This window comes from Pseudomonas cedrina subsp. cedrina (assembly GCF_001983175.1).
GTDB classification, from domain to species: domain Bacteria; phylum Pseudomonadota; class Gammaproteobacteria; order Pseudomonadales; family Pseudomonadaceae; genus Aquipseudomonas; species Aquipseudomonas cedrina.
Genome location: NZ_MNPW01000001.1, coordinates 154,429 through 176,781, shown reverse-complemented (window position 1 = coordinate 176,781; position 22,353 = coordinate 154,429). Strand labels below are relative to the sequence as shown.

The 22,353-nt window shown below is 61.4% G+C and carries 16 protein-coding genes; 13 read left to right on the top strand and 3 right to left on the bottom strand.

Annotated elements, in window-relative coordinates; translation table 11 throughout:
- The first annotated feature begins 28 nt into the window (after positions 1–28).
- A complete protein-coding gene (gene flgE / locus BLL36_RS00850) occupies positions 29–1,336 on the top strand; it encodes a flagellar hook protein FlgE (protein ID WP_076949602.1) in 1,308 nt (435 codons plus the stop codon).
- 173 nt (positions 1,337–1,509) lie between these two features.
- Positions 1,510–2,559 (top strand): hypothetical protein, encoded by a 1,050-nt coding sequence (locus BLL36_RS00845; RefSeq protein ID WP_076949601.1) that lies wholly within the window; start codon positions 1,510–1,512, stop codon positions 2,557–2,559.
- An 89-nt stretch (positions 2,560–2,648) separates the two neighbouring features.
- Here the strand turns inward: BLL36_RS00845 and BLL36_RS00840 are convergent, their stop codons facing one another.
- The gene (locus tag BLL36_RS00840) at positions 2,649–5,546 is read right to left on the bottom strand and encodes a ribonucleoside-diphosphate reductase subunit alpha (RefSeq protein WP_076949600.1); all 2,898 of its coding nucleotides are present in this window, start codon (positions 5,544–5,546) and stop codon (positions 2,649–2,651) included.
- A gap of 683 nt (positions 5,547–6,229) precedes the next feature.
- Here BLL36_RS00840 and BLL36_RS00835 point away from each other — a divergent pair.
- Both BLL36_RS00835 and BLL36_RS00830 read left to right on the top strand, forming a co-directional pair.
- Positions 6,230–6,955: a response regulator gene (locus BLL36_RS00835; RefSeq protein ID WP_076949599.1), complete on the top strand. Its 726-nt coding sequence runs from the start codon at positions 6,230–6,232 to the stop codon at positions 6,953–6,955.
- Positions 6,952–8,562, top strand: a complete 1,611-nt coding sequence (locus BLL36_RS00830) for an ATP-binding protein (protein ID WP_076949598.1) — start codon at positions 6,952–6,954, stop codon at positions 8,560–8,562. The genes BLL36_RS00835 and BLL36_RS00830 overlap by 4 nt, the downstream gene beginning before the upstream one ends.
- 82 nt (positions 8,563–8,644) lie before the next feature.
- Here the strand turns inward: BLL36_RS00830 and BLL36_RS00825 are convergent, their stop codons facing one another.
- Entirely contained in the window at positions 8,645–9,361 is a 717-nt protein-coding gene (locus tag BLL36_RS00825) for a 4'-phosphopantetheinyl transferase family protein (RefSeq protein ID WP_076949597.1), read from the bottom strand.
- 128 nt (positions 9,362–9,489) lie between these two features.
- On the opposite strand from BLL36_RS00825, the gene BLL36_RS00820 reads away from it, so the two are divergent.
- The 6 genes from BLL36_RS00820 (at position 9,490) to BLL36_RS00795 (ending at position 15,341) form a co-directional block, all read left to right on the top strand.
- Positions 9,490–9,798 (top strand): hypothetical protein, encoded by a 309-nt coding sequence (locus BLL36_RS00820; RefSeq protein ID WP_076949596.1) that lies wholly within the window; start codon positions 9,490–9,492, stop codon positions 9,796–9,798.
- Between the two features lie 18 nt (positions 9,799–9,816).
- A complete protein-coding gene (locus BLL36_RS00815; protein WP_076949595.1) occupies positions 9,817–10,494 on the top strand; it encodes a response regulator in 678 nt (225 codons plus the stop codon).
- Complete coding sequence (locus tag BLL36_RS00810; protein ID WP_076949594.1) at positions 10,491–11,837, top strand: ATP-binding protein; 1,347 nt, start codon at positions 10,491–10,493, stop codon at positions 11,835–11,837. The genes BLL36_RS00815 and BLL36_RS00810 overlap by 4 nt, the downstream gene beginning before the upstream one ends.
- Positions 11,838–12,295: 458 nt before the next feature.
- Complete coding sequence (locus BLL36_RS00805; RefSeq protein ID WP_076949593.1) at positions 12,296–13,627, top strand: dicarboxylate/amino acid:cation symporter; 1,332 nt, start codon at positions 12,296–12,298, stop codon at positions 13,625–13,627.
- Between the two features lie 140 nt (positions 13,628–13,767).
- A complete protein-coding gene (locus BLL36_RS00800; RefSeq protein ID WP_076949592.1) occupies positions 13,768–14,754 on the top strand; it encodes an XdhC family protein in 987 nt (328 codons plus the stop codon).
- On the top strand, positions 14,751–15,341 hold the full coding sequence (locus BLL36_RS00795) for a nucleotidyltransferase family protein (RefSeq protein ID WP_076949591.1): 591 nt from the start codon (positions 14,751–14,753) through the stop codon (positions 15,339–15,341). The genes BLL36_RS00800 and BLL36_RS00795 overlap by 4 nt, the downstream gene beginning before the upstream one ends.
- A gap of 357 nt (positions 15,342–15,698) precedes the next feature.
- Here the strand turns inward: BLL36_RS00795 and rne are convergent, their stop codons facing one another.
- A complete protein-coding gene (gene rne / locus BLL36_RS00790; RefSeq protein ID WP_455566859.1) occupies positions 15,699–18,869 on the bottom strand; it encodes a ribonuclease E in 3,171 nt (1,056 codons plus the stop codon).
- Between the two features lie 759 nt (positions 18,870–19,628).
- Between rne and rluC the strand changes: the two genes are divergently transcribed.
- From rluC to BLL36_RS00770, 3 genes are read left to right on the top strand one after another with little or no spacing between them, the layout of a single operon-like run.
- Entirely contained in the window at positions 19,629–20,588 is a 960-nt protein-coding gene (gene rluC / locus BLL36_RS00780; protein ID WP_076949588.1) for a 23S rRNA pseudouridine(955/2504/2580) synthase RluC, read from the top strand.
- Complete coding sequence (locus BLL36_RS00775; RefSeq protein ID WP_076949587.1) at positions 20,575–21,237, top strand: HAD-IA family hydrolase; 663 nt, start codon at positions 20,575–20,577, stop codon at positions 21,235–21,237. The genes rluC and BLL36_RS00775 overlap by 14 nt, the downstream gene beginning before the upstream one ends.
- Positions 21,238–21,258: 21 nt before the next feature.
- Entirely contained in the window at positions 21,259–22,242 is a 984-nt protein-coding gene (locus tag BLL36_RS00770; protein WP_076949586.1) for a S49 family peptidase, read from the top strand.
- The last annotated feature ends 111 nt before the right edge of the window (positions 22,243–22,353 follow it).

The following is a 22,353-nucleotide window of genomic DNA, read 5'->3' as shown; positions in this document are numbered from 1 at the left end:
CGGCTAACTACGGCAGAGGGAGAGAAACATGTCTTTTAACATCGGCCTTAGCGGCCTCTATGCGGCCAACAAACAACTGGACGTGACCGGCAACAACATCGCCAACGTCGCGACCACTGGCTTCAAGTCGTCCCGCGCGGAATTCGCCGACATCTACGCCGCCTCCAAATTGGGCACCGGCCAGAACAGCATCGGCAACGGTGTGAACCTGGCGGCCGTGTCCCAGCAGTTCACCCAGGGTGACGTCAATGGCAGCGGCGGCGTGCTGGACATGGCGATCCAGGGCGGTGGTTTCTTCGTGCAGAAGGGCAGTGACGGTTCGCTGGAATACACCCGCAGCGGCGCTTTCCGTGCCGACAAGGACGGCTACATCACCAACAACACCGGGACCTCGCGCCTGCAAGGCTACGCGGCGGATGAGAACGGCAAGGTCACCAAGGGCGGCCTCGTCGACCTGCAACTGAATCTGTCGAACCTGCCGCCGAAGGCGTCCAGCAAGGTGGATTCCACCAGTAACCTGAACTCTTCGGAACCGGCGATCAACCAGACCACCAAGCCGTTCGACCCGTCCGACACCAGCACCTTTACCACGCAATACAGCACCACCTTGTACGATACCCAGGGCAACGCGCACTCGATGGTCCAGTACATGGTGAAGACCGACTCCAACAAGTGGATGTCCTACACCACGATCGACGGACGCAACCCGGATGGTTCGACGCTGGCTGCCACGCCGCCTGTAGGAAAGCTGCTGACATTCGATACCGCAGGCAAACTTTCTACGATCACAACGCCGCCGGCTACCGCCTCCAACACCACCCTGACCATCGCTGACTGGAAGCCGGGTGCCATGGTCAATGGCGTTTGGACCGACAACGGCGCTGCCGCCAACACTGGTGGCATTGCCGTCAACATGGCCAATATCACCCAGTACAACTCGGCCAGCTACCGCAACCCACCGGTCACCGATGGCTACGCCACCGGCCAGATCACCGGCCTGAAAATCGACGGCAGCGGTGTACTGTTCGCAACGTTCAGCAACCAGCAGAGCAAGGCCATCGGCCAGATCTCCCTGGCCAGCTTCAACAACGAGCAAGGCCTGCAGCCATCGGGCGGCACCACCTGGAGAGAGACCTTCGCTTCGGGCCAGCCGGGTTACGACACCCCGCAAGCCGGTACCCTGGGCTCGATCGTGGCCAACTCCCTGGAGAACTCCAACGTCAACCTGACCAACGAGTTGGTGGACCTGATCAAGGCCCAGAGCAACTACCAGGCGAACGCCAAGACCATCTCCACCCAGAGCACCATCATGCAGACCATCATTCAGATGACGTGATGCATCGGCGCTTCACAAGGAACCCCTCGTAAGAGGGGTTTTTTGTGCGCGTCAGAAAATATCCGCCGACCCATAAGGTTACGCGCTGAATTGTTTGGCGAGGAACGCCCCGCACCTGTCTTGCCACTGATCGGACCAGAGCCCAGGAGGTTCACCCATCAAAGGAGGCAGGTATGCGGAGTTCAGCTGTTTACACAGCCGATACTGTTCGTGGGGGATTTGCGCCTCGCTTGGCGCGGGTTGAATCAACACCGATAGCGCCTGACGCGCAGAAGGCAGCAGTCAAAACCCTGCTCAACGAGCTTCTCGATGCGCAGCAAACGGGCAAGACCCAGACAGTTCAAGATACGCGTGACAAGCTCAATGCACTGCGTGAGAAGCTGGGGGACGAGAAATTCAAGGAGATCCTTGAGCAGCTCAAGAAAGACGCGGACCAGGCTTGGCTGGCATTGTTGAAGGCTCTGTTTCCGGAGTTGTTTCCAGATGAGGACCCACCTTCCCCGCCTTCTCCGCCCATGCCACCAGGGGGCGGGGGTGGAGGCAGGAGGGGAGGCTCGGTCAACCCAGCAGATTTCGGCCCAAGTGAGCCGATGAGCAACCGGCCGCTTACCGAAGGGGCCAAGCACTACGATTACAAAGTTGACAGCAGTAATCCTGGAAAAAAACCGAACAACATCTGGAGTGGTTTCAGCCAAGGCGATGTTGGAAATTGCGTGACTGTTTCGGCAATCAAGGCGGCGATGATGCACTTCGGTCAGAAACCTACCGATGTCTTTAAAAGCGTCAAGGAGGCAGGTGACGGGTGGGACGTAGTGATGCGGGATAATTTTTCGGTCCACGTTTCCAAAAACGAATTAAAAATGGCGGCGCAATACGCTCGTTTCAAAGGTGACGATCCCTCCATGCTGACGGACGCCAATTTTATGTATGCCGCGAGTGTCAAGCGTGTGCAAAAGGAAGGAAACGATGGGCTTCGAGGGCAGAGCTTTTATAACGCAATGCTTTCTCTCAACGATGGTGAGTATAGCCGGGAGGGTCTAGTTCGCTTGGGCTTGAAGAATAATATCCGGGCAGCCACGGATGCTGATTTACGACGAAGCAAAGTGGGGACAGTGGAATATGGAGGGCATTCCATGGCCGTCCTGGATGGGCGCATAGAGCTTTGGGGGCAGCGAGGTGGCACGCCTGGATCAGGTACTGCGACCGTATTGTTTGGTACTTGAGACAAAACAAAACCCCCGATCAATCCAACTGTATCCAGGACTGATCGGGGGTTTCACTCCAAGGCGCTTAACCCCGGAACCGGCTCAGCTTATTGGCAAGCTTCGCAATCCGGCTCATCGATCGCACAAGCCTTAGGCACGGGTGCCGGGCCGGCTGGAGCGGCGAGTACCGAATCATCACCGTGGTTGCCGCCGCTGGAAACCGCGTTCAGCTTGCCGGTGTTGATGGTCGACTTCTCGGTGCTTGTCGCGGCCAGGGCACGGAGGTAGTACGTGGTTTTCAGGCCACGGTACCAGGCCATGCGGTAGGTCACGTCGAGCTTCTTGCCCGAAGCGCCGGCAATGTAGAGGTTCAGCGACTGCGCCTGGTCGATCCACTTCTGGCGACGGCTGGCCGCGTCAACGATCCACTTGGTGTCCACTTCGAAAGCGGTCGCGTAGAGCTCCTTGAGCTCCTGCGGGATGCGCTCGATCTGCTGCACGGAACCGTCGTAGTACTTCAGGTCGTTGATCATGACCGAGTCCCACAGGCCGCGGGCCTTGAGGTCGCGAACCAGGTACGGGTTGATCACGGTGAATTCGCCCGACAGGTTCGATTTCACATACAGGTTCTGGTAGGTCGGTTCGATCGACTGCGATACGCCGGTGATGTTGGCGATGGTCGCGGTCGGTGCGATGGCCATGATGTTGGAGTTACGAATACCTTTCTGCACACGGGCACGTACCGGCGCCCAGTCCAGGGACTCGTTCAGGTCAACGTCGATGTACTTCTGGCCACGCTGTTCGATCAGGATCTGTTGCGAGTCCAGCGGCAGGATGCCCTTGGACCACAGCGAACCCTGGAACGTCTCGTAGGCGCCGCGCTCGTCGGCCAGGTCGCAGGAAGCCTGGATCGCGTAGTAGCTCACCGCTTCCATGGACTTGTCGGCGAACTCGACCGCAGCATCCGAACCGTAAGGGATGTGCTGCAGGTACAAGGCGTCCTGGAAGCCCATGATGCCCAGGCCGACCGGACGGTGCTTGAAGTTGGAGTTCTGCGCCTGCGGCACCGAGTAGTAGTTGATGTCGATCACGTTATCGAGCATGCGTACGGCGGTGTTGACGGTACGTTCCAGCTTGGCGGTATCCAGCTTGCCGTTGACGATGTGGTTCGGCAGGTTGATCGAGCCCAGGTTGCAAACGGCGATCTCGTCCTTGTTGGTGTTCAAGGTGATCTCGGTGCACAGGTTCGAGCTGTGGACCACGCCCACGTGCTGCTGCGGGCTGCGCAGGTTGCACGGGTCCTTGAAGGTCAGCCATGGGTGGCCGGTTTCGAACAGCATCGAGAGCATCTTGCGCCACAAGTCTTTGGCCTGGATGGTCTTGGACAGCTTGATCTTGCCAGGGTACTGGGCCAGGGCTTCGTAGTACTCGTAGCGTTCCTCGAAGGCTTTGCCGGTCAGGTCGTGCAGGTCCGGTACTTCGGAAGGCGAGAACAGGGTCCACTGGCCGTCATCGAAGACGCGCTTCATGAACAGGTCCGGGATCCAGTTGGCGGTGTTCATGTCGTGGGTACGACGACGGTCATCACCGGTGTTCTTGCGCAGCTCGATGAACTCTTCAATGTCCATGTGCCAGGTTTCCAGGTAGGCGCACACGGCGCCTTTGCGCTTGCCACCCTGGTTCACGGCTACGGCGGTGTCGTTCACGACTTTCAGGAACGGCACAACGCCCTGGGATTTACCATTGGTGCCCTTGATGTACGAACCCAGTGCACGCACCGGGGTCCAGTCGTTGCCCAGGCCGCCGGCGAATTTGGACAACATGGCGTTGTCGTGGATCGCGTGGTAGATGCCCGACAGGTCATCCGGCACGGTGGTCAGGTAGCAGCTCGACAGCTGTGGACGCAGGGTGCCGGCGTTGAACAGGGTCGGGGTCGACGACATGTAGTCGAAGGACGACAACAGGTTGTAGAACTCGATCGCACGGTCTTCCTTGTGCTTCTCTTCAATCGCCAGGCCCATGGCCACGCGCATGAAGAACACTTGCGGCAGTTCGAAGCGGATACCGTCCTTGTGGATGAAGTAACGGTCGTACAGGGTCTGCAGGCCCAGGTAGGTGAACTGCTGGTCGCGCTCGTGGTTGATCGCCTTGCCGAGTTTTTCCAGGTCGAAGGTGGCCAGGATCGGGTTCAACAATTCGAATTCGATGCCCTTGGCGATGTAGGCCGGCAGGGCCTTGGCGTACAGGTCGGCCATCTCGTGGTGGGTGGCGCTGTCGGCCACGCCCAGGAAGCCCAGGCCTTCGGCGCGCAGGGTGTCCATCAGCAGGCGTGCGGTCACGAACGAGTAGTTCGGCTCGCGTTCAACCAGGGTACGGGCGGTCATCACCAGGGCGGTGTTGACGTCGGTGAGGGCCACGCCGTCGTACAGGTTCTTCAGGGTTTCGCGCTGGATCAGGTCGCCGTCGACTTCTTCCAGGCCTTCGCAGGCCTCGGTGATGATGGTGTTCAGGCGGCCCAGGTCCAGCGGCGCGAAGCTGCCGTCGGCCAGGGTGATGCGGATCGAAGGGTGAGCCTGCACGGCAGCCTCTTCGGCCGGGGTGCGCACGGCACGCTCCTTGGCGCGCGAATCACGGTAGATCACGTAGTCGCGGGCGACTTTCTGTTCGCCGGCACGCATCAGGGCCAGTTCGACCTGGTCCTGGATTTCTTCGATGTGGATGGTGCCGCCCGAAGGCATGCGACGCTTGAAGGTGGCGGTGACTTGTTCGGTCAGGCGGGCAACGGTGTCGTGGATGCGCGACGAAGCGGCAGCGGTGCCGCCTTCAACTGCAAGAAACGCTTTGGTGATGGCGACGGTAATTTTGTCATCGGTGTAAGGAACGACAGTGCCGTTACGCTTGATCACGCGCAATTGGCCAGGTGCGGTGGCGGCCAGATCCTGGTTCGAATCAGCGGCCTGCGGCACGGAGCCTTGCGGGTTCTCGCGAGTTGTGTCGGTTTGCATGGGGGGTTGTCTCCACGTTCTATATTTGATTGCGAGTGTCAGGTTTTTTCCTGCAACACCCGTACCGTTTTCCATGTCGGGGATGGAGAACAGCTGCCATCCGCGTGAGCGGTTTGGTCTACTGAAAAATCTGTTTGTTCAACGCTGCGCAAGCAATAAAACGCTTGAGTTTCGAGCCACTTGTGTGGTTGGACGCTTTGGTTGAAAACCCTACATGTAGGGTCTACTTGAGCGCCGAGGTACAAGATAATGCGTTTTCGAGGGGTTAGCAACGGAGTAACCTGTGGATAACGCTGTGGGTAAAATGTGTAAGAAAGGCCGAACAGGCGTGTAGGCCGCATTGCAGCGGTATTGCACCGTTTGTCATTAAATGTTTCGAACCAAAAACAACCTGGCCATTTTCGAAGGGCGCGAACCCTATCACATAAAAACGCGTTCACCGAATGCATTTCCCGGCTTGTGCTTGAGGGTTGGAGCATGGCTACAATCAGCCACTGTTATGCCCTCAAAACATGACAATCAGGGTATGGCCGGTGGATATCTAATGTGGGAGCGGGCTTGCTCGCGAAAGCGGTGTGTCAGTTATAGGTGTGCTAACTGATCCACCGCTTTCGCGAGCAAGCCCGCTCCCACATTTGAAACTGCGCCGGCCTGACCATTTTCCAATAACAATGAGGTAGCGCATGGAGCAGGAAGCCTGGCAAATACTGATAGTCGAGGACGACCAGCGACTGGCCGAACTGACCTGCGAATACCTGCAGAGCCACGGCCTGCAGGTCTCGGTGGAAGGCGACGGCGCGCTGGCGGCGGCGCGCATCATTGCCGAGCAGCCGGACCTGGTGATCCTCGACCTGATGCTGCCCGGCGAAGACGGCTTGAGCATTTGCCGCAAAGTGCGCGAGCGCTATGACGGTGTGATCCTGATGCTCACCGCGCGCACCGACGACATGGACCAGGTGCTGGGCCTGGACATGGGCGCCGACGACTATGTGTGCAAACCCGTGCGCCCGCGTTTGCTGCTGGCGCGCATCCAGGCCTTGCTGCGGCGCAGTGAACCGGCGGAACCTGTGGCCGTGGAGAATCAGCGCCGCCTGCAGTTCGGCCCCCTGGTGGTGGACAACGCCCTGCGCGAGGCCTGGCTGAACAGTGCCGGTATCGAACTGACCAGCGCCGAATTCGACTTGCTGTGGCTGCTGGTGGCGAATGCCGGGCGGATCCTGTCCCGCGAAGAGATCTTCATCGCCCTGCGCGGCATCGGCTATGACGGCCAGGACCGCTCCATCGACGTGCGCATCTCACGGATTCGCCCGAAAATCGGCGATGACCCGATCCACCCGCGCCTGATCAAGACCATCCGCAGCAAAGGCTACCTGTTCGTCCCCGAAGCCTGCGCCGACATGCCGTTGTGAACTCGATCTTCCTGCGTATCTACGGCGGCATGTGCGCCGCGTTGATCCTCGTGGCACTGCTCGGCGTGCTGGCGTTGCACCTGCTCAACGAAGTGCGCAGCGGCCAATACCGCGAGCGCCTGGCCCACGGCACCTTTGCCTTGATGGGCGACAACTTGCAACCCATGAGCCCCATCGAACGCCAGCGTGCCCTGGCCGTGTGGGAGCGGTTGCTGGGCATTCCGCTGGCATTGCGCGCCCTCGCCGATACGCCGCTGGACCTGAGCCAGCGCAATCGCCTGCAACGCGGCCAGGTACTGGTTGAGCAGACCGGGCCTCATGCGGCGCGGGTACTGCGCTGGGTCGGTGGCCAGGAGCCGCTTGTGCTCGAGGGCGAAGTGCAGCAGATCAGCGAACAGCTGGCGCGGGCGACGATCTATTTGCTCGCCGACGAACTGGTGCGCTTCCCGGTGGCCGAGCAGCCACAGCGCCTGGCGGATATAAAAGAGGCCAAGGGGTTTGGCTTCGATATGCACCTGATGACGCTCGACCAGGCCGATATGGACGAAGACCAGCGCCGCCGTGTATCGGAAGGCGATACGGTGATGGCCCTGGGCAAGGGCGGCGATTCCATCCGTGTGTTTGCCGGCATGGTCGGTACGCCGTGGGTGCTGGAAATCGGCCCGCTGTATCAGATGAACCCTTACCCGGCGCACTGGCTGATCCTGATTGCCTTGATCGGGCTGACCCTGATCGGGTTGATCGTCTATCTGTTGGTGCGTCAGCTGGAGCGCCGCTTGAAGGGCCTGGAAGCCGCCGCCACCCGCATCGCCCAGGGTAACCTGGAAGTTCGCGTACCGGCCCGCGGCGCCGACTCGGTAGGGCGCCTGGCCGCAGCGTTCAATGGCATGGCCGAGCACCTGCAGCAGTTGCTGGCGATCCAGCGCGAACTGGTGCGCGCGGTGTCCCACGAACTGCGCACGCCGGTGGCGCGCCTGCGTTTCGGCCTGGAGATGGTCGGCGATGCCACCACCGCCGAGGCGCGGCGCAAATACCTGGAAGGCATGGACAGCGATATCCAGGACCTCGATGGCCTGGTTGACGAAATGCTCACTTACGCGCGCCTGGAACAAGGCTCGCCGGCGCTGAATTTCCAGCGGGTCGACCTCAATGCCCTGCTTGATCAGGTGATCGGCGAATTATCGCCACTGCGTGCGCAGATAGAGGTGGCCCGAGGTATCTGCCTGTCTTCGGCGCATTGGGACGACGCCTGGGTCGACGCCGAACCGCGTTACCTGCACCGTGCCCTGCAGAACCTGGTAAGCAATGCCATGCGCCACGCCCAGGGGCGGGTCTTGATCAGTTATCAGGTGGGCCAGGTGCGTTGCCGCATCGATGTGGAAGACGACGGCCCGGGTGTACCGGAAGGCGCCTGGGAACGCATCTTCACGCCGTTCCTGCGCCTGGACGACAGCCGCACGCGCGCCTCGGGTGGGCATGGCCTGGGGTTGTCGATCGTGCGGCGGATCATCTACTGGCACGGCGGGCGGGCGCTGATCGGCAAGAGCAATAATCTGGGTGGCGCGTGCTTCAGCCTGAGCTGGCCCAGGGAGCAGGGTAAACCCTGACATCGCCATCGCGGGCAAGCCCGACTCCCACATTTGAAATGCATTCCAAGGTGGGAGCTGGCTTGCCTGCGATAACTATCGATCAGGCGCCAACAGCCACCAGGCTCAACAACTGCCCCCCATCCACCGCAAACTGCCCCACCAGTTCCTTGCCATGACACCATTCGCTGGACAGGTCCGTCAGCAACCGCAGCCTTATATGCCCGGCCTCTGACCACTCCAACACCTCGGCATGCTCAAAGTAAAAGCGCTTGCCCACGATCGGATACAGCGCCTTGAACAGGCTCTCCTTGGCCGAAAACGTCAGCGTCACCACCAGGGCGATCTGTTCGCGGTCCAGCGCACCCATGCGCTGCAATTCATCAGCGGTCAGAATCTCCCCGGCCAAGCGCTCGGCCCGCTCCAGTGACAGCAGATTCTCCAGGTCCATGCCCAACCCGCGCCATTGCGCCTTGCGCCCGACAATCGCCGCGGCATGCCCGGTGCTGTGGGTGATCGAACCACTGACAGACGCTGGCCACACCGGCGCACGGTCGTCGCCGATGGCGGGGATGCAGTCGAGATGATCGAGCTGTTGCAGCGCAGCGCGCGCGCAGAGCCGGCCGGCCAGAAACTCGGCCTGGCGCTTGGCCACTGAGCGCTGGATGCTGGCCGGCGGCGGCACGGCGCTGCGCTGGAAATCGCCCGTCGCTAACAAGGCCGGGTCAAAACGCGTGCTGAAAAACACCGTACCGGGCAAGGGTTCGGGCAGCGGCCAGTGGGCGTCAAGCGGGGTACAGCAAGCGGGCAGGGAATTCATGGGCGGTATTTTGCCCAGTTGCGGTTGCCGCGCATAGCCCGTAGCGGTTCGGCGCTTGTTCAGGGGCAGTTCAGGGGCGTTTGCGTAGGCTGATCGCAACAGCCAAAACGCGTATGAGGTAACACACCATGACTGCGATCAAAAAGCTGATACTGGCCTTGACCCTGCTCAGTGCCACCGCCGGAGCCCAGGCCTCTGAGGGTGGGTTCGCCGAGTTCGGCAGGGAGAAAACCAGGAAAACCAGCAGCCTGATCCAGCGCGTGAGTTTCGAAGACGCTGGCAGCCAAGCCACGCCCTGGGGCCAGTCCCTGGGCCTGGCAACCCCGCAGCCGGGTTACCGCGCCGGCTATGAACACCTGAGTGGCCAGTTCAATGGCATTAAACTGCGCCCGCAAGAGCTGCAGGGCCGCTATGATATCCCTCTGTCGGACAGTTGATTTGCCTTGGAGAGCCTTATGAAATTGCTGGTGGTGGAAGATGAGGCGCTGCTGCGTCATCACCTGTTTACCCGCCTGACCGACAGCGGCCATGTGGTCGAAGCCGTCGCCAATGCCGAAGAGGCGCTGTACCAGACCGGCCAGTTCAACCACGACCTGGCGATCATCGACCTGGGCCTGCCCGGCATGGGTGGCCTCGATCTGATCCGCCAGCTGCGCACCCAGGCCAAGGCCTTCCCGATCCTGATCCTCACGGCCCGTGGCAACTGGCAGGACAAGGTCGAAGGCTTGGCCGCCGGCGCCGATGACTACGTGGTCAAGCCGTTCCAGTTCGAAGAGCTGGAGGCGCGGATGAACGCCTTGCTGCGCCGCTCCAGTGGCTTTACCCAGTCGACCATCGTCGCCGGGCCCTTGTTGCTGGACCTCAACCGCAAGCAGGCGTCCCTCGACGAACAGCCGCTGGCGTTGACGGCCTATGAATACCGCATCCTTGAATATTTGATGCGCCATCACCAGCAGGTGGTCCCCAAGGACCGCTTGATGGAACAGCTCTACCCCGACGACGACGAGCGCGACCCGAATGTCATCGAAGTGCTGGTCGGCCGCCTGCGCCGCAAGCTGGAAGGCCCGGCCGGGTTCAAGCCGATCGACACCGTGCGTGGCCTGGGCTATCTGTTCAATGAGCGCTGCCGTTGATTCGCTCGTTACGCGTGCGCTTGATGCTGGCGGCCGCCACTCTGGCCGTGCTGTTCATGCTGGGCTTGTTGCCGGCCATGCAGGGCGCGTTCAGCCTGGCGTTGCAGGATTCCATCGAGCAGCGCCTGGCCTCGGACGTCACCACGCTGATTTCCGCCGCACGGGTGGAGAATAACCACCTGCAAATGCCCGCGCAGCTGCCGGACGAACGCTTCAACCTCACCGACAGCCGCCTGCTCGGCTACATCTATGACCGCGAAGGCCACCTGGTCTGGCGCTCGCGGGCGACCAAGGAAGAAAACATCAACTACAAACCGCGCTACGACGGGCGCGGCAATGAATTTGCGCGGATTCGCGAAGCCGATGGCCAGGAATTCTTCGTGTATGACGTTGAGGTCAGGCTGCTGGGCGGCAAGAGTGCCGCGTTCAGCATCGTGGCCCTGCAACCGGTGCGCGAATACCAGTTGACCCTCGAAGGCCTGCGCGAAAACCTCTACCTGGGTTTCGGCGCGGCGCTGCTGGTGTTGCTGACCCTGCTCTGGCTGGGCTTGACCTGGGGCCTGCAAGCCCTGCGCCGGCTGAGCCAGGAACTCGACCAGATCGAAGGCGGCACCCGCGAGAGCCTCTCCGAACAACACCCGCGCGAACTGCTGCGCCTCACCGGCTCCCTCAACCGCTTGCTGCACAGCGAGCGTGAACAGCGGGCGCGTTACCGCGATTCCCTCGACGACCTGGCCCACAGCCTGAAAACCCCGCTGGCGGTATTGCAGGGCGTGAGCGAAGACATGGCCCAGCGCCCCGAAGACCGCGACCAGGCTTGGGTGCTGCAGTCACAGATCGAGCGCATGAGCCAGCAGATCAGCTACCAGTTGCAACGCGCCAGCCTGCGCAAGAGCGGCCTGGTGCGCCACCAGGTGCGCCTGGCTCCGGTGCTGAAAAGCCTGTGCGACACGCTGGACAAGGTCTATCGCGACAAGCGCGTCAGGGTGTCCTACGAGCTGCCGGAAGACTGCGACGTGCCCATCGAGAAAGGCGCCTTGCTCGAGTTGCTCGGCAACCTGCTGGAAAACGCCTATCGCCTGTGCTTGAGCGAAGTGCGTATCAGCCTGGTGCAGAGCGAGGAAGGCAGTGAGCTGTGTATAGAAGATGATGGGCCGGGTGTACCGCCGGACCAGCGTGCGCGGATCCTGCAACGGGGCGAACGGCTGGACCGCCAGCATCCGGGGCAGGGGATCGGGTTGGCGGTGGTCAAGGACATCATTGAAAGCTACGGCGCGCGGCTGACTTTGGTGGATTCACCGTTGGGCGGGGCGGCGTTCAAGATTCATTTTCCGGCCGTTTGATTTTCCTGGCAGTACTGGCCCCATCGCAGGCAAGCCAGCTCCCACAGTTGAAATGCATTCCAAATGTGGGAGCCGGGCTTGCCCGCGATGAGGCCCGCCCAGCACTGCATCTTCATTGCTCCTGCGCCAAATGCCAAGGGTTTGGAAAAACTCCAATCCCTGGAGAGGGTCACAAGGCGGATATCCGCCAAATTGTAGGACGAGATTGGGCGTGGCGGCGGAAAACCGCCACTTGAATTGATGCTGTGGAGTGGGCGCGGATGTCGCAAGCCCTGATGTCTAAAGGCCTGCAGCGTTTTTCAGCAAAGTGGCACGGCGCTTGCGATAAGGATTACAGCGCAGGCCTGGCCCTACCGGTCTCGCAAACAACAAATCCCTCCAGTGCAGGAGGGTTCGCAATTCAAGTGTCGTGGGCAATGGCGGATATTTGCCACACGGGACGATTGAGGAACTTTGCAATGACGACTCGTCAGCCAATCTATAAATCCCTGTATTTCCAGGTGATCGTTGCAATCGTAATCGGCATCTTGCTCGGTCACTTCTACCCGCAGACCGGCGTGGCCCTCAAGCCACTGGGTGACGGGTTTATCAAACTGATCAAAATGGTCATCGCCCCGATCATCTTCTGCACCGTTGTCAGCGGCATCGCTGGCATGCAGAGCATGAAATCGGTCGGCAAGACCGGCGGCTACGCGCTGCTGTACTTCGAAGTCGTTTCCACCATTGCGTTGCTGATCGGCCTGATCGTGGTCAACGTCGTGCAACCGGGCGCCGGCATGCACATCGACGTGGCGACGCTGGACGCTTCCAAAGTAGCGGCCTACGTCACCGCCGGTAAGGACCAGAGCATCGTCGGCTTTATCCTCAACGTCATCCCGAACACCATCGTCGGCGCCTTCGCCAACGGCGACATCCTGCAAGTGCTGATGTTCTCGGTGATCTTCGGTTTCGCCCTGCATCGCCTGGGTGCCTACGGCAAGCCGGTGCTGGACTTCATCGACCGCTTCGCCCACGTGATGTTCAACATCATCAACATGATCATGAAGCTCGCGCCTATCGGTGCCCTGGGCGCCATGGCGTTCACCATCGGTGCCTACGGTGTGGGTTCGCTGGTGCAACTGGGCCAGTTGATGATCTGCTTCTACATCACCTGCCTGCTGTTCGTGCTGGTGGTGCTGGGCGGTATCTGCCGCGCCCACGGCTTCAGCGTGATCAAACTGATCCGCTACATCCGTGAAGAGCTGCTGATCGTGCTGGGTACGTCGTCTTCCGAGTCGGCACTGCCGCGCATGCTGATCAAGATGGAGCGTCTGGGCGCGAAGAAATCCGTGGTTGGCCTGGTGATCCCGACTGGCTACTCGTTCAACCTGGACGGTACGTCGATCTACCTGACCATGGCGGCCGTGTTCATCGCCCAGGCGACCGACACCCACATGGACATCACCCACCAGATCACCTTGCTGCTGGTGCTGTTGCTGTCCTCCAAAGGCGCTGCAGGCGTGACCGGTAGTGGTTTCATCGTACTGGCTGCAACCCTGTCCGCTGTTGGGCACCTGCCGGTTGCCGGCCTGGCGCTGATCCTGGGTATCGACCGCTTCATGTCCGAAGCCCGCGCATTGACCAACCTGGTGGGTAACGCCGTTGCCACCCTCGTTGTGGCAAAGTGGGTCAAGGAACTGGATACCGACAAGCTGCAGAGCGAGCTGGCGTCCGGCGGTACCGGTATTTCGGAAACCCGCGAAATCGATGACCTGGGTGTGGCCGAAGGCCCGGCACCTGTGGTCAAGTAAGTGGCAGATGGCGTGAACTAACGCCGTCAGCAACACACAAACGCCCCGACTGGTTCGGGGCGTTTGCGTTTCCGGCACATCACGTCAGTGGCTTTTGTTTTACAGTAAGTGAATCGGTTGAAACGCTTGCAGGAGGTTGTGTGGACAGTGTGGATCTGAATGTCCTGCGTAGCGTGCTCGAATGGCGCCGCGCCGGGCATCGCGTGGTGTTGTACAGCGTGGTGCAGACCTGGGGCAGCGCGCCGCGCCCACCGGGGGCGATGTTGGCCTTGCGCGACGACGGGGTGGTGATCGGCTCGGTGTCGGGCGGTTGCATCGAGGATGACTTGATCGCGCGACTGCAGGATGGCCGCTTGCCTGAAGATGGGTCGCCGGTGCAGTTGGTGACCTACGGCGTCACCCGTGATGAGGCTGCGCGTTTTGGCCTGCCATGTGGCGGCACGCTGCGCCTGACTGAAGAGCGGGTGGATGAGTGGGCGTGGGTCACGGAGTTGCTGGCGCGCTGTGAAGCTCACCAGATCGTCGCGCGTGAGCTGGACCTGGCCAGCGGCGAAGTCACCTTGAGCAGCGCGAGCAAGACCGACGTGGTGACCTTTGATGGCGAGCGCTTGCGCGCGATTTACGGCCCACGCTGGCGCCTGCTGCTGATCGGCGCCGGGCAGCTGTCGCGCTACGTGGCCGAAATGGCGCGCTTGCTGGATTTCGAAGTGCTGATCTGCGACCCACGCGAAGAGTTCGTCTACGGCTGGGAAGAACAGCACGGCCGTTTTGTACCCGGCATGCCCGATGAAGCGGTGCTGAACATCCAGACCGATGAGCGCACGGCCATTGTCTGCCTCACCCATGACCCGCGCCTGGACGATATGGCGCTACTGACGGCGCTTAATTCCAGCGCGTTCTACATCGGTGCGCTCGGTTCCAGGGTCAACAGCCAGAAACGCCGGGAAAACCTCGCGGCGCTGGGGCTGTCGGCGCAGGCGATTGCGCGCCTGCACGGGCCGATCGGTCTGCATATCGGCAGCCATACCCCGTCGGAAATTGCACTGTCGCTGATGGCGGAAATTGTCGCGATCAAGAATGGTGTGGCGCCGATGCAGAAGAAACCGTTGCCGGTGGTGGCCGAGTGACAGTGACGGCGATTGTATTGGCGGCGGGAAAGGGCAGCCGTTTCCGCGCCGAAGCGGGGGCAGATCGGGATAAGTTGTTGGCTGATTGTGTCGGCCTGGATGGCGTGATTCGGCCGGTAATCGAGCAGGTGCTGGTGAACCTGCCGGTGTGCATCGCAAGGCGTTGGGTGGTGACATCACCGGAGCGAACGGAAGTCATTCGGTTGGCCAGGGCGTATGGCTGCGAAGTGCTGCTGCTACGCTCGGCCGGTATGGGCGAGAGTATTGCGGCAGCGGTGGCCGCCAGCGGCTCTGCGGACGGTTGGCTGGTTGTACTCGGGGATATGCCGTTTATTCAGTTATCCAGCATTGAGCGGGTGATCGATGGGTTGGAGGACGGTGGCATCAGCGTACCGGTGCAGGAGGGTCGGTATGGTCATCCTGTGGCGTTTGGCCGAGCGTATGGGCCGGGGTTGATGGCGTTGACCGGTGACCGTGGGGCCAAGCCTTTGTTTACCCAGGTGGCGGTGTGCGAAGTGCAGGTAGATGATCCTGGTGTGTTGTGGGATGTGGACGTGCCACAGTCCTTGAATTTCGCGCCACTCTAACTTGTGGGAGCTGGCTTGCCTGCGATAGCGGTGGATCAGTTGCCGCTATCGCATACACATCTTTGTAGTGAGCGGGCTTGCCCCGCGCTGGGCTGCGAAGCCGCCCCAAACCAGGCGACCTAATTCTATCTGGACTCCGCGGTGGCTTTATTGGGGCCGCTTCGCAGCCCAGCGCGGGGCAAGCCCGCTCACTACGCAGAGATTTTTCAGCCTTTGAAGGGTGTGTAGATACCTAAGGCTATCGCAGGCAAGCCCGCTCACACAGTTGCATGCATTCAAGCTGGAGGTCACTGTTCTCGACCGCAATAAAAAGCCCCGCCTGATCACTCAGGCGGGGCTTTTTTACAGCGGTTGGAATCAGGCGAGCGGTTTGGTCTCGTGCTCTGCTTCCCGTGCCGCAGCCGCCGCAGCAGCAGCCTCAGCTTCCTTGCGACGACGACGCACTTCACGTGGGTCGTTCGGCGCGCGGCCGTTTTCGGTCAGGGCGCTGGCCGGTGCGGCCTCAACCACTGGCGCAACCACTTCGGCTTCCACCGGCGCTTCGACAACGGGCGCAGGTTCTACGACCGGAGCGGGTTCAACCACCGGGGCAGGCTCGACAGCCTCGACCTCGGCAACCGGTGCCGGCGCTTCCTCTACCACTGGGGCAGGGGCGGGCGCTTCAACCGCAGCGGCAGGCTCGGCAGTCCATTGGAAGGCGGTCTGTTCTTCGCGCTTTTCTTCAAAAGCGTGACGCACTTCCGGGACGGCTTCGACAACCGGTGCTTCAACCACTGGCTCAGGCTCAACCACGGTGGCGGGTTCTGCAGCGGCCACTTCAACTTCCGGCTGGGCGTGCGGCGCCTGTGCAACTTCCACTTCCGGAACGACTGGCGCTTCGATCGGGGTAGTCGCTTCGACAACTGGTGCTTCAACCACTGGGGCTTCAACGACAGGCGCTTCAACAGCCGGCGTTTCAGCTACAGGGGCGTCGGCGGCAGGTGCTTGCACAACAGCGGTTTCTTCAACAGCCGCAGTAGCGCGTTCAGCCTGCTCGTGAGCCTGGGCTTCAGCCGGTGCGCTGATGACCGTGCTGGCGACGGCAGGAGTAACGGCCAGGCCGGCAGCCAGTTCGGCGCCAGTCGGTTCGTTGCTGGTTGCTTCAGCGTGTTCGCCGGCTTCTTCCGAGCCTTCGATCACGTTGCCGTTGGCATCACGCTGACGCTCACGACGGTTGCTGCGACGACGCTGGCCACGGGAGCGGCGGCGTGGACGATCGCCTTCGGCGTTGTCCTGACCGTCTTCCTGCAGTTGCTCTTCGCCGGTCAACAGCTCTTCTTCTTCGCTGGCCGCAGCGGTTTGTTCGGCACGTGGTTGACGCTCTTCACGCGGAGCGCGAGGTTGACGTTCTTCACGTGGCGCACGTTCTTCACGCGGCTGGCGAGCCGGACGTTCTTCTGCAGCAACGGCGGCACCGGCAACGGCTGGGGCGGCGTCCAGCGGCTCGCGCAGTTCGCGCACACGCTCTTCACGCTCGCCACGTGGCTTGCGGTCTTCACGCGGAGCACGTGGGGTGCGTGGTGCGCGCTCTTCACGCGGTGCACGTTCTTCACGGGCTACGGTCGGGGTTTCTTCACGGGCTTCGCGAGGTGCGCGTTCTTCACGTGGTGCGCGCTCTTCACGCGGCGCACGTTCTTCGCGCGGCTTGCGCTCTTCATCACGACGGCCGTTGCGGTTGCGGCTCTGCTGGCGACCGTTGCGACGTTCTTCGTTGCGTGCCGGGCGCTCGGAGGCAGGTTTTTCAACCACGACCGGAGCAGCAGGCTCTTCCTTGGTGGCGAACAGGCTGACCAGGGACTTCACCAGGCCTTTGAACAGGCTTGGCTCAGGCATCGCGACCGGTGCGGCAACCGGAGCGGCGGCTTCAACCGGCATCGGTGCGTTGGCGCGGGCCGGCGCGGTCTTCACGGCAGCTTCCTGGCGGACCAGGGTGCGGGTCGCAGCGGCTGCTGGCTGGACTTCTTCCACTTCAGCGGCGGCCGCGGCGATTTCGTAGCTGGACTGGCCACTGTGGGCTTCCGGGCTGTCATCGCGCAGGCGCTGCACTTCGAAGTGCGGCGTTTCGAGGTGATCGTTCGGCAGGATGACGATACGGGCACGGGTGCGCAGTTCGATCTTGGTGATCGAGTTGCGTTTTTCGTTGAGCAGGAACGCGGCAACCGGGATCGGCACTTGCGCGCGGACTTCGGCGGTGCGGTCTTTCAAGGCTTCTTCTTCGATCAGGCGCAGGATCGCGAGCGACAGCGATTCAACGTCACGGATGATGCCGGTGCCGTTGCAGCGCGGGCAGACGATGCCGCTGCTTTCGCCCAGGGATGGACGCAGGCGCTGACGGGACATTTCCAGCAGGCCGAAGCGCGAGATACGGCCGACTTGCACGCGGGCACGGTCGGCTTCCAGGCATTCGCGGACTTTCTCTTCCACGGCGCGCTGGTTCTTGGCGGGGGTCATGTCGATGAAGTCGATCACGATCAGGCCGCCGATGTCACGCAGGCGCAGCTGGCGGGCGATTTCTTCAGCCGCTTCCAGGTTGGTCTGCAGGGCGGTTTCTTCGATGTCGCTGCCTTTGGTCGCACGCGCCGAGTTGATGTCGATGGACACCAGGGCTTCGGTCGGGTCGATCACGATGGAGCCGCCGGAAGGCAGTTCGACCACGCGCTGGAAAGCGGTCTCGATCTGGCTTTCGATCTGGAAACGGTTGAACAGCGGAACGCTGTCTTCGTACAGCTTGATCTTGCTGGCGTACTGCGGCATCACCTGGCGGATGAAGGTCAGGGCTTCGTCCTGGGCTTCAACGCTGTCGATCAGCACTTCGCCGATGTCCTGGCGCAGGTAATCGCGGATCGCGCGGATGATCACGTTGCTTTCCTGGTAGATCAGGAACGGCGCGGAACGATCCAGGGACGCTTCCTTGATGGCGGTCCACAGTTGCAGCAGGTAATCGAGGTCCCACTGCATTTCTTCGCTGCTGCGGCCAAGGCCTGCAGTGCGAACGATCAGGCCCATGTCGGCGGGGGCGACCAGGCCGTTCAGCGCTTCGCGCAGTTCATTGCGCTCTTCGCCTTCGATGCGGCGGGAAATTCCGCCGGCACGTGGGTTGTTCGGCATCAGGACCAGGTAGCGGCCGGCGAGGCTGATGAAGGTGGTCAGGGCGGCGCCCTTGTTGCCACGTTCTTCTTTTTCGACCTGGACGATGACTTCCTGGCCTTCGCTCAGGACGTCCTTGATGTTGACGCGGCCTTCAGGGGCTTTCTTGAAGTACTCGCGGGAGATTTCCTTGAGGGGCAGGAAGCCGTGGCGCTCGGAGCCGAAATCGACAAAGGCAGCCTCAAGGCTTGGTTCGATGCGAGTAATCCGGCCTTTATAGATGTTGGCCTTCTTTTGCTCGCGTGCACCGGACTCGATGTCCAGGTCGTAGAGGCGTTGGCCATCTACCAGCGCAACACGCAACTCTTCGGGTTGAGTTGCGTTAATCAGCATTCTTTTCATGTTGTACCGTCGGTTTCCGGGCTGCCGGAAACGGCGTTCGGCACACACGACTTCTCACGGTCGGTGTCAGGTGCGTCAAGAGTGGTTGGCCACTCCAGTGTCCAGCAATAACAGGCCAATTGGGCCGGTATCGCGACGGACGCGTCCTGCTTGTTAGCGGTGGTGACAAAGGCACCACTTCAACAAAAGCTAAGGTCAGGAGGAGGAATCAACCGGCGACTGTGGACGAGATGAAGCGTCTAAATATAAGCCTAGTGCTACACGGTCCGACGGTTGTGCATCTCCACCCTACACGTATCCCTGATAATTCGGGTGCTGCCGCGCGCAGAATCCGCAGCGGGTTGGCATTTACCGTGTTCTCCAATGGGGAGTCCACGCTCATGGCTAAACAAGACCGGGTGTGGGCGATTGCGCTCTCACCCGGCTCTTAACAGGCGTTGTTTCCGAAGCATTCGCCGTGGTGTGGCTCAAGACTGACTGCACTTTGTGAACTGGCCGTAAATATCGGCGCAACACGCGAGTATTCACCCTGCGTATCGCACTCGCTTCAGGCCTCATGTCACCTGCGCTCGTTACAATCCTGAGCCTTCCAAGGTGGCGAACACCCCGTAGGACGGCCTCGCGTCCTGATGAATTGCGATGGTCAGGGCCGGCAGTTTGCCGCAAGTCCTCTGTCCAGGCCGCTTTTGGCGGCGTTCGCGACTATAGCAGCAATGATTAAGTGCTTCAATTCCATAAAAAATTGTTATCATCGCCGCCATGACCACTACCGCCCCCCAGACCCCCAGCGTCCAGCTGCTCGAGGTCTCGCCGGAATATGCCGGCCAACGCATCGATAATTTTCTCCTGGCCAGGCTCAAAGGCGTGCCCAAGACCTTGATCTACCGCATCTTGCGTAAAGGCGAAGTGCGGGTGAACAAGGGCCGGATCAAGCCCGAGTACAAGCTGCAGGCGGGCGATATCGTCCGTGTGCCGCCGGTGCGCGTGCCTGAGCGCGACGAGCCCGTGCCATTGGCCCAGGGCCTGTTGCAGCGCCTGGAAGCGTCGATCGTGTTCGAAGATAACAAACTCATCGTGATCAACAAGCCCTGCGGGATTGCCGTTCACGGCGGCAGCGGCCTGACGTTCGGCGTGATCGAAGCCTTCCGGCAGTTGCGCCCCGATGCCAAGGAGCTGGAGCTGGTCCATCGCCTGGACCGCGACACGTCCGGGCTGCTGATGATCGCCAAGAAACGCAGCATGCTGCGCCACCTGCACACCGCCCTGCGCGGCGATGGTGTCGACAAGCGCTACATGGCGCTGGTGCGCGGCAACTGGGCCAGCTCGATCAAAAGCGTGCGTGCGCCATTGCAGAAGAGCAACCTGCGTTCCGGCGAGCGCATGGTCGAAGTGGACGAGGAGGGCAAGGAGGCCTTGACGCTGTTCAAGGTGCTGCGTCGTTTCGGTGACTTCGCCACGATGGTGGAGGCCAAGCCTGTCACGGGGCGCACCCACCAGATTCGCGTGCACACCCTGCACGCGGGCCACAGCATTGCGGGCGATACCAAATACGGCGATGAGGATTTCTCCAAGGAGATCCGCGACCTGGGCGGCAAGCGCCTGTTCCTGCACGCCTACATGCTTACCGTGCCGCTGCCCGATGGCGGCGAACTGAAGCTGCAGGCACCGGTCGATGAAATGTGGGCCAAGACCGTGGAGCGCTTGAGTGTCGCACCTTGATTACAAACTGCTGATTTTCGACTGGGACGGGACACTGGCCAACTCCATTGGCCGCATTGTCGAATCGATGCACATGGCCTCGACCCGCTCGGGTTTCGACCTGTGCAGCGACCTGGCGGTCAAGGGCATCATTGGCTTGGGCCTGCCTGAGGCGATCCGTACCTTGTACCCCGAGATCAGTGACGCCGGGCTGGTCGCGTTCCGTGAGCACTACGCCGATCACTACATCGCCCTGGAAGCTGAGCCCTCGCCGCTGTTCGAGGGTGTGGTGCAATCCCTGGAGGCGTTTCGTGCCGAGGGCTATCACCTGGCGGTCGCCACCGGCAAGGCCCGTCGCGGGCTGGACCGGGTGCTCAAGGCTCATGGGTGGGAAGATTATTTCGACATCACCCGTGCCGCCGATGAAACTGCCAGCAAGCCGCACCCTCTGATGCTGGAGCAGATCCTGGCGCACTGCGGTGTATCGCCGCGCCAGGCCTTGATGGTGGGCGATGCTTCCTTTGACCTGATGATGGCGCGCAATGCAGGCATGGACAGCGTGGCGGTCAGCTATGGCGCCCAGTCTGCCGAGGCCTTGCAATGCTATGAGCCCAGGCTGACGATTGATCATTTTTCCGAATTGCAGGCCTGGCTCGGCCGGGCTTTATAAGTCTTTGCTGGGGTTGATGGCATGAGTGACGAGTGGAAAGCGCCCGAAAAGGCTGACAGCGGTGATGACAAGAGCTGGAAGCTGCTGGAGAAAACCCTCCTGGCCAGTGTCCAGGAGCAGCGTCGTGCACGGCGTTGGGGGATTTTCTTCAAGCTGCTGACGTTTACCTGGCTGATCGCCATGCTGGTGCTGTTCAGCCCGCTGATGGACATGGAAAAAAGCGCGACCCGTGGCGCCGGTTATACCGCGTTGATCGAAGTGCGCGGCGTGATCGCCGACAAGGAGCCTGCCAGTGCCGACAACATCGTCAGCAGCCTGCGGGCGGCGTTTGAAGACCCCAAGGTCAAGGGCGTGATCCTGCGCATCAACAGCCCGGGCGGCAGCCCGGTGCAGTCGGGTTATGTGTACGACGAAATTCGCCGCCTGCGCGGCCTGTACCCGGATATCAAGCTGTACGCGGTGATTGCCGACCTGGGCGCCTCGGGTGCCTATTACATTGCCAGCGCCGCAGACCAGATCTACGCCGACAAGGCCAGCCTGGTCGGTTCCATTGGCGTGACGGCGGCCGGTTACGGTTTTGTCGGCACCATGGAGAAGCTGGGCGTGGAGCGGCGCATCTACACCTCGGGCGAGCACAAGGCGTTCCTTGACCCGTTCCAGCCGCAGAAGGCCGATGAGACCCAGTTCTGGCAGGGCGTGCTCGACACCACCCATCGCCAGTTCATTGCCAGCGTGAAGCAGGGGCGCGGTGATCGCCTGAAGGATAAAGACCATCCGGAACTGTTCTCCGGGCTGGTCTGGACCGGCGAGCAGGCGTTGCCGCTGGGCTTGGTCGACGCGTTGGGCAGTGCCAGCTCGGTGGCGCGGGATGTGATTGGCGAGAAGGAGTTGGTGGATTTCACGGTTGAGGAATCGCCGTTTGATCGGTTCTCCAAGAAGCTTGGCGCCAGCGTGGCCGAGAAGTTGGCGTTGTACATGGGCTTCCAGGGGCCGACCTTGCGCTGATCTGATAAGCGCATCGTTCCAACTGTGGGAGCGGGCTTGCCCGCGATAGCGGTGGACCCGTCGACATCTATATCGACTGATCCACCGCTATCGCAGGCAAGCCAGCTCCCA

What these genes read in the sequence shown, in the direction of transcription:
- BLL36_RS00770 (WP_076949586.1), top strand. Translation starts at nt 21,259, where the DNA reads ATGAGTGACGAGTGGAAAGCGCCCGAAAAGGCTGACAGCGGTGATGAC.
- flgE (WP_076949602.1), top strand. Translation starts at nt 29, where the DNA reads ATGTCTTTTAACATCGGCCTTAGCGGCCTCTATGCGGCCAACAAACAA.
- BLL36_RS00820 (WP_076949596.1), top strand. Translation starts at nt 9,490, where the DNA reads ATGACTGCGATCAAAAAGCTGATACTGGCCTTGACCCTGCTCAGTGCC.
- BLL36_RS00835 (WP_076949599.1), top strand. Translation starts at nt 6,230, where the DNA reads ATGGAGCAGGAAGCCTGGCAAATACTGATAGTCGAGGACGACCAGCGA.
- rluC (WP_076949588.1), top strand. Translation starts at nt 19,629, where the DNA reads ATGACCACTACCGCCCCCCAGACCCCCAGCGTCCAGCTGCTCGAGGTC.
- BLL36_RS00815 (WP_076949595.1), top strand. Translation starts at nt 9,817, where the DNA reads ATGAAATTGCTGGTGGTGGAAGATGAGGCGCTGCTGCGTCATCACCTG.
- BLL36_RS00845 (WP_076949601.1), top strand. Translation starts at nt 1,510, where the DNA reads ATGCGGAGTTCAGCTGTTTACACAGCCGATACTGTTCGTGGGGGATTT.
- rne (WP_455566859.1), bottom strand. Translation starts at nt 18,869, where the DNA reads ATGAAAAGAATGCTGATTAACGCAACTCAACCCGAAGAGTTGCGTGTT.
- BLL36_RS00825 (WP_076949597.1), bottom strand. Translation starts at nt 9,361, where the DNA reads ATGAATTCCCTGCCCGCTTGCTGTACCCCGCTTGACGCCCACTGGCCG.
- BLL36_RS00805 (WP_076949593.1), top strand. Translation starts at nt 12,296, where the DNA reads ATGACGACTCGTCAGCCAATCTATAAATCCCTGTATTTCCAGGTGATC.
- BLL36_RS00840 (WP_076949600.1), bottom strand. Translation starts at nt 5,546, where the DNA reads ATGCAAACCGACACAACTCGCGAGAACCCGCAAGGCTCCGTGCCGCAG.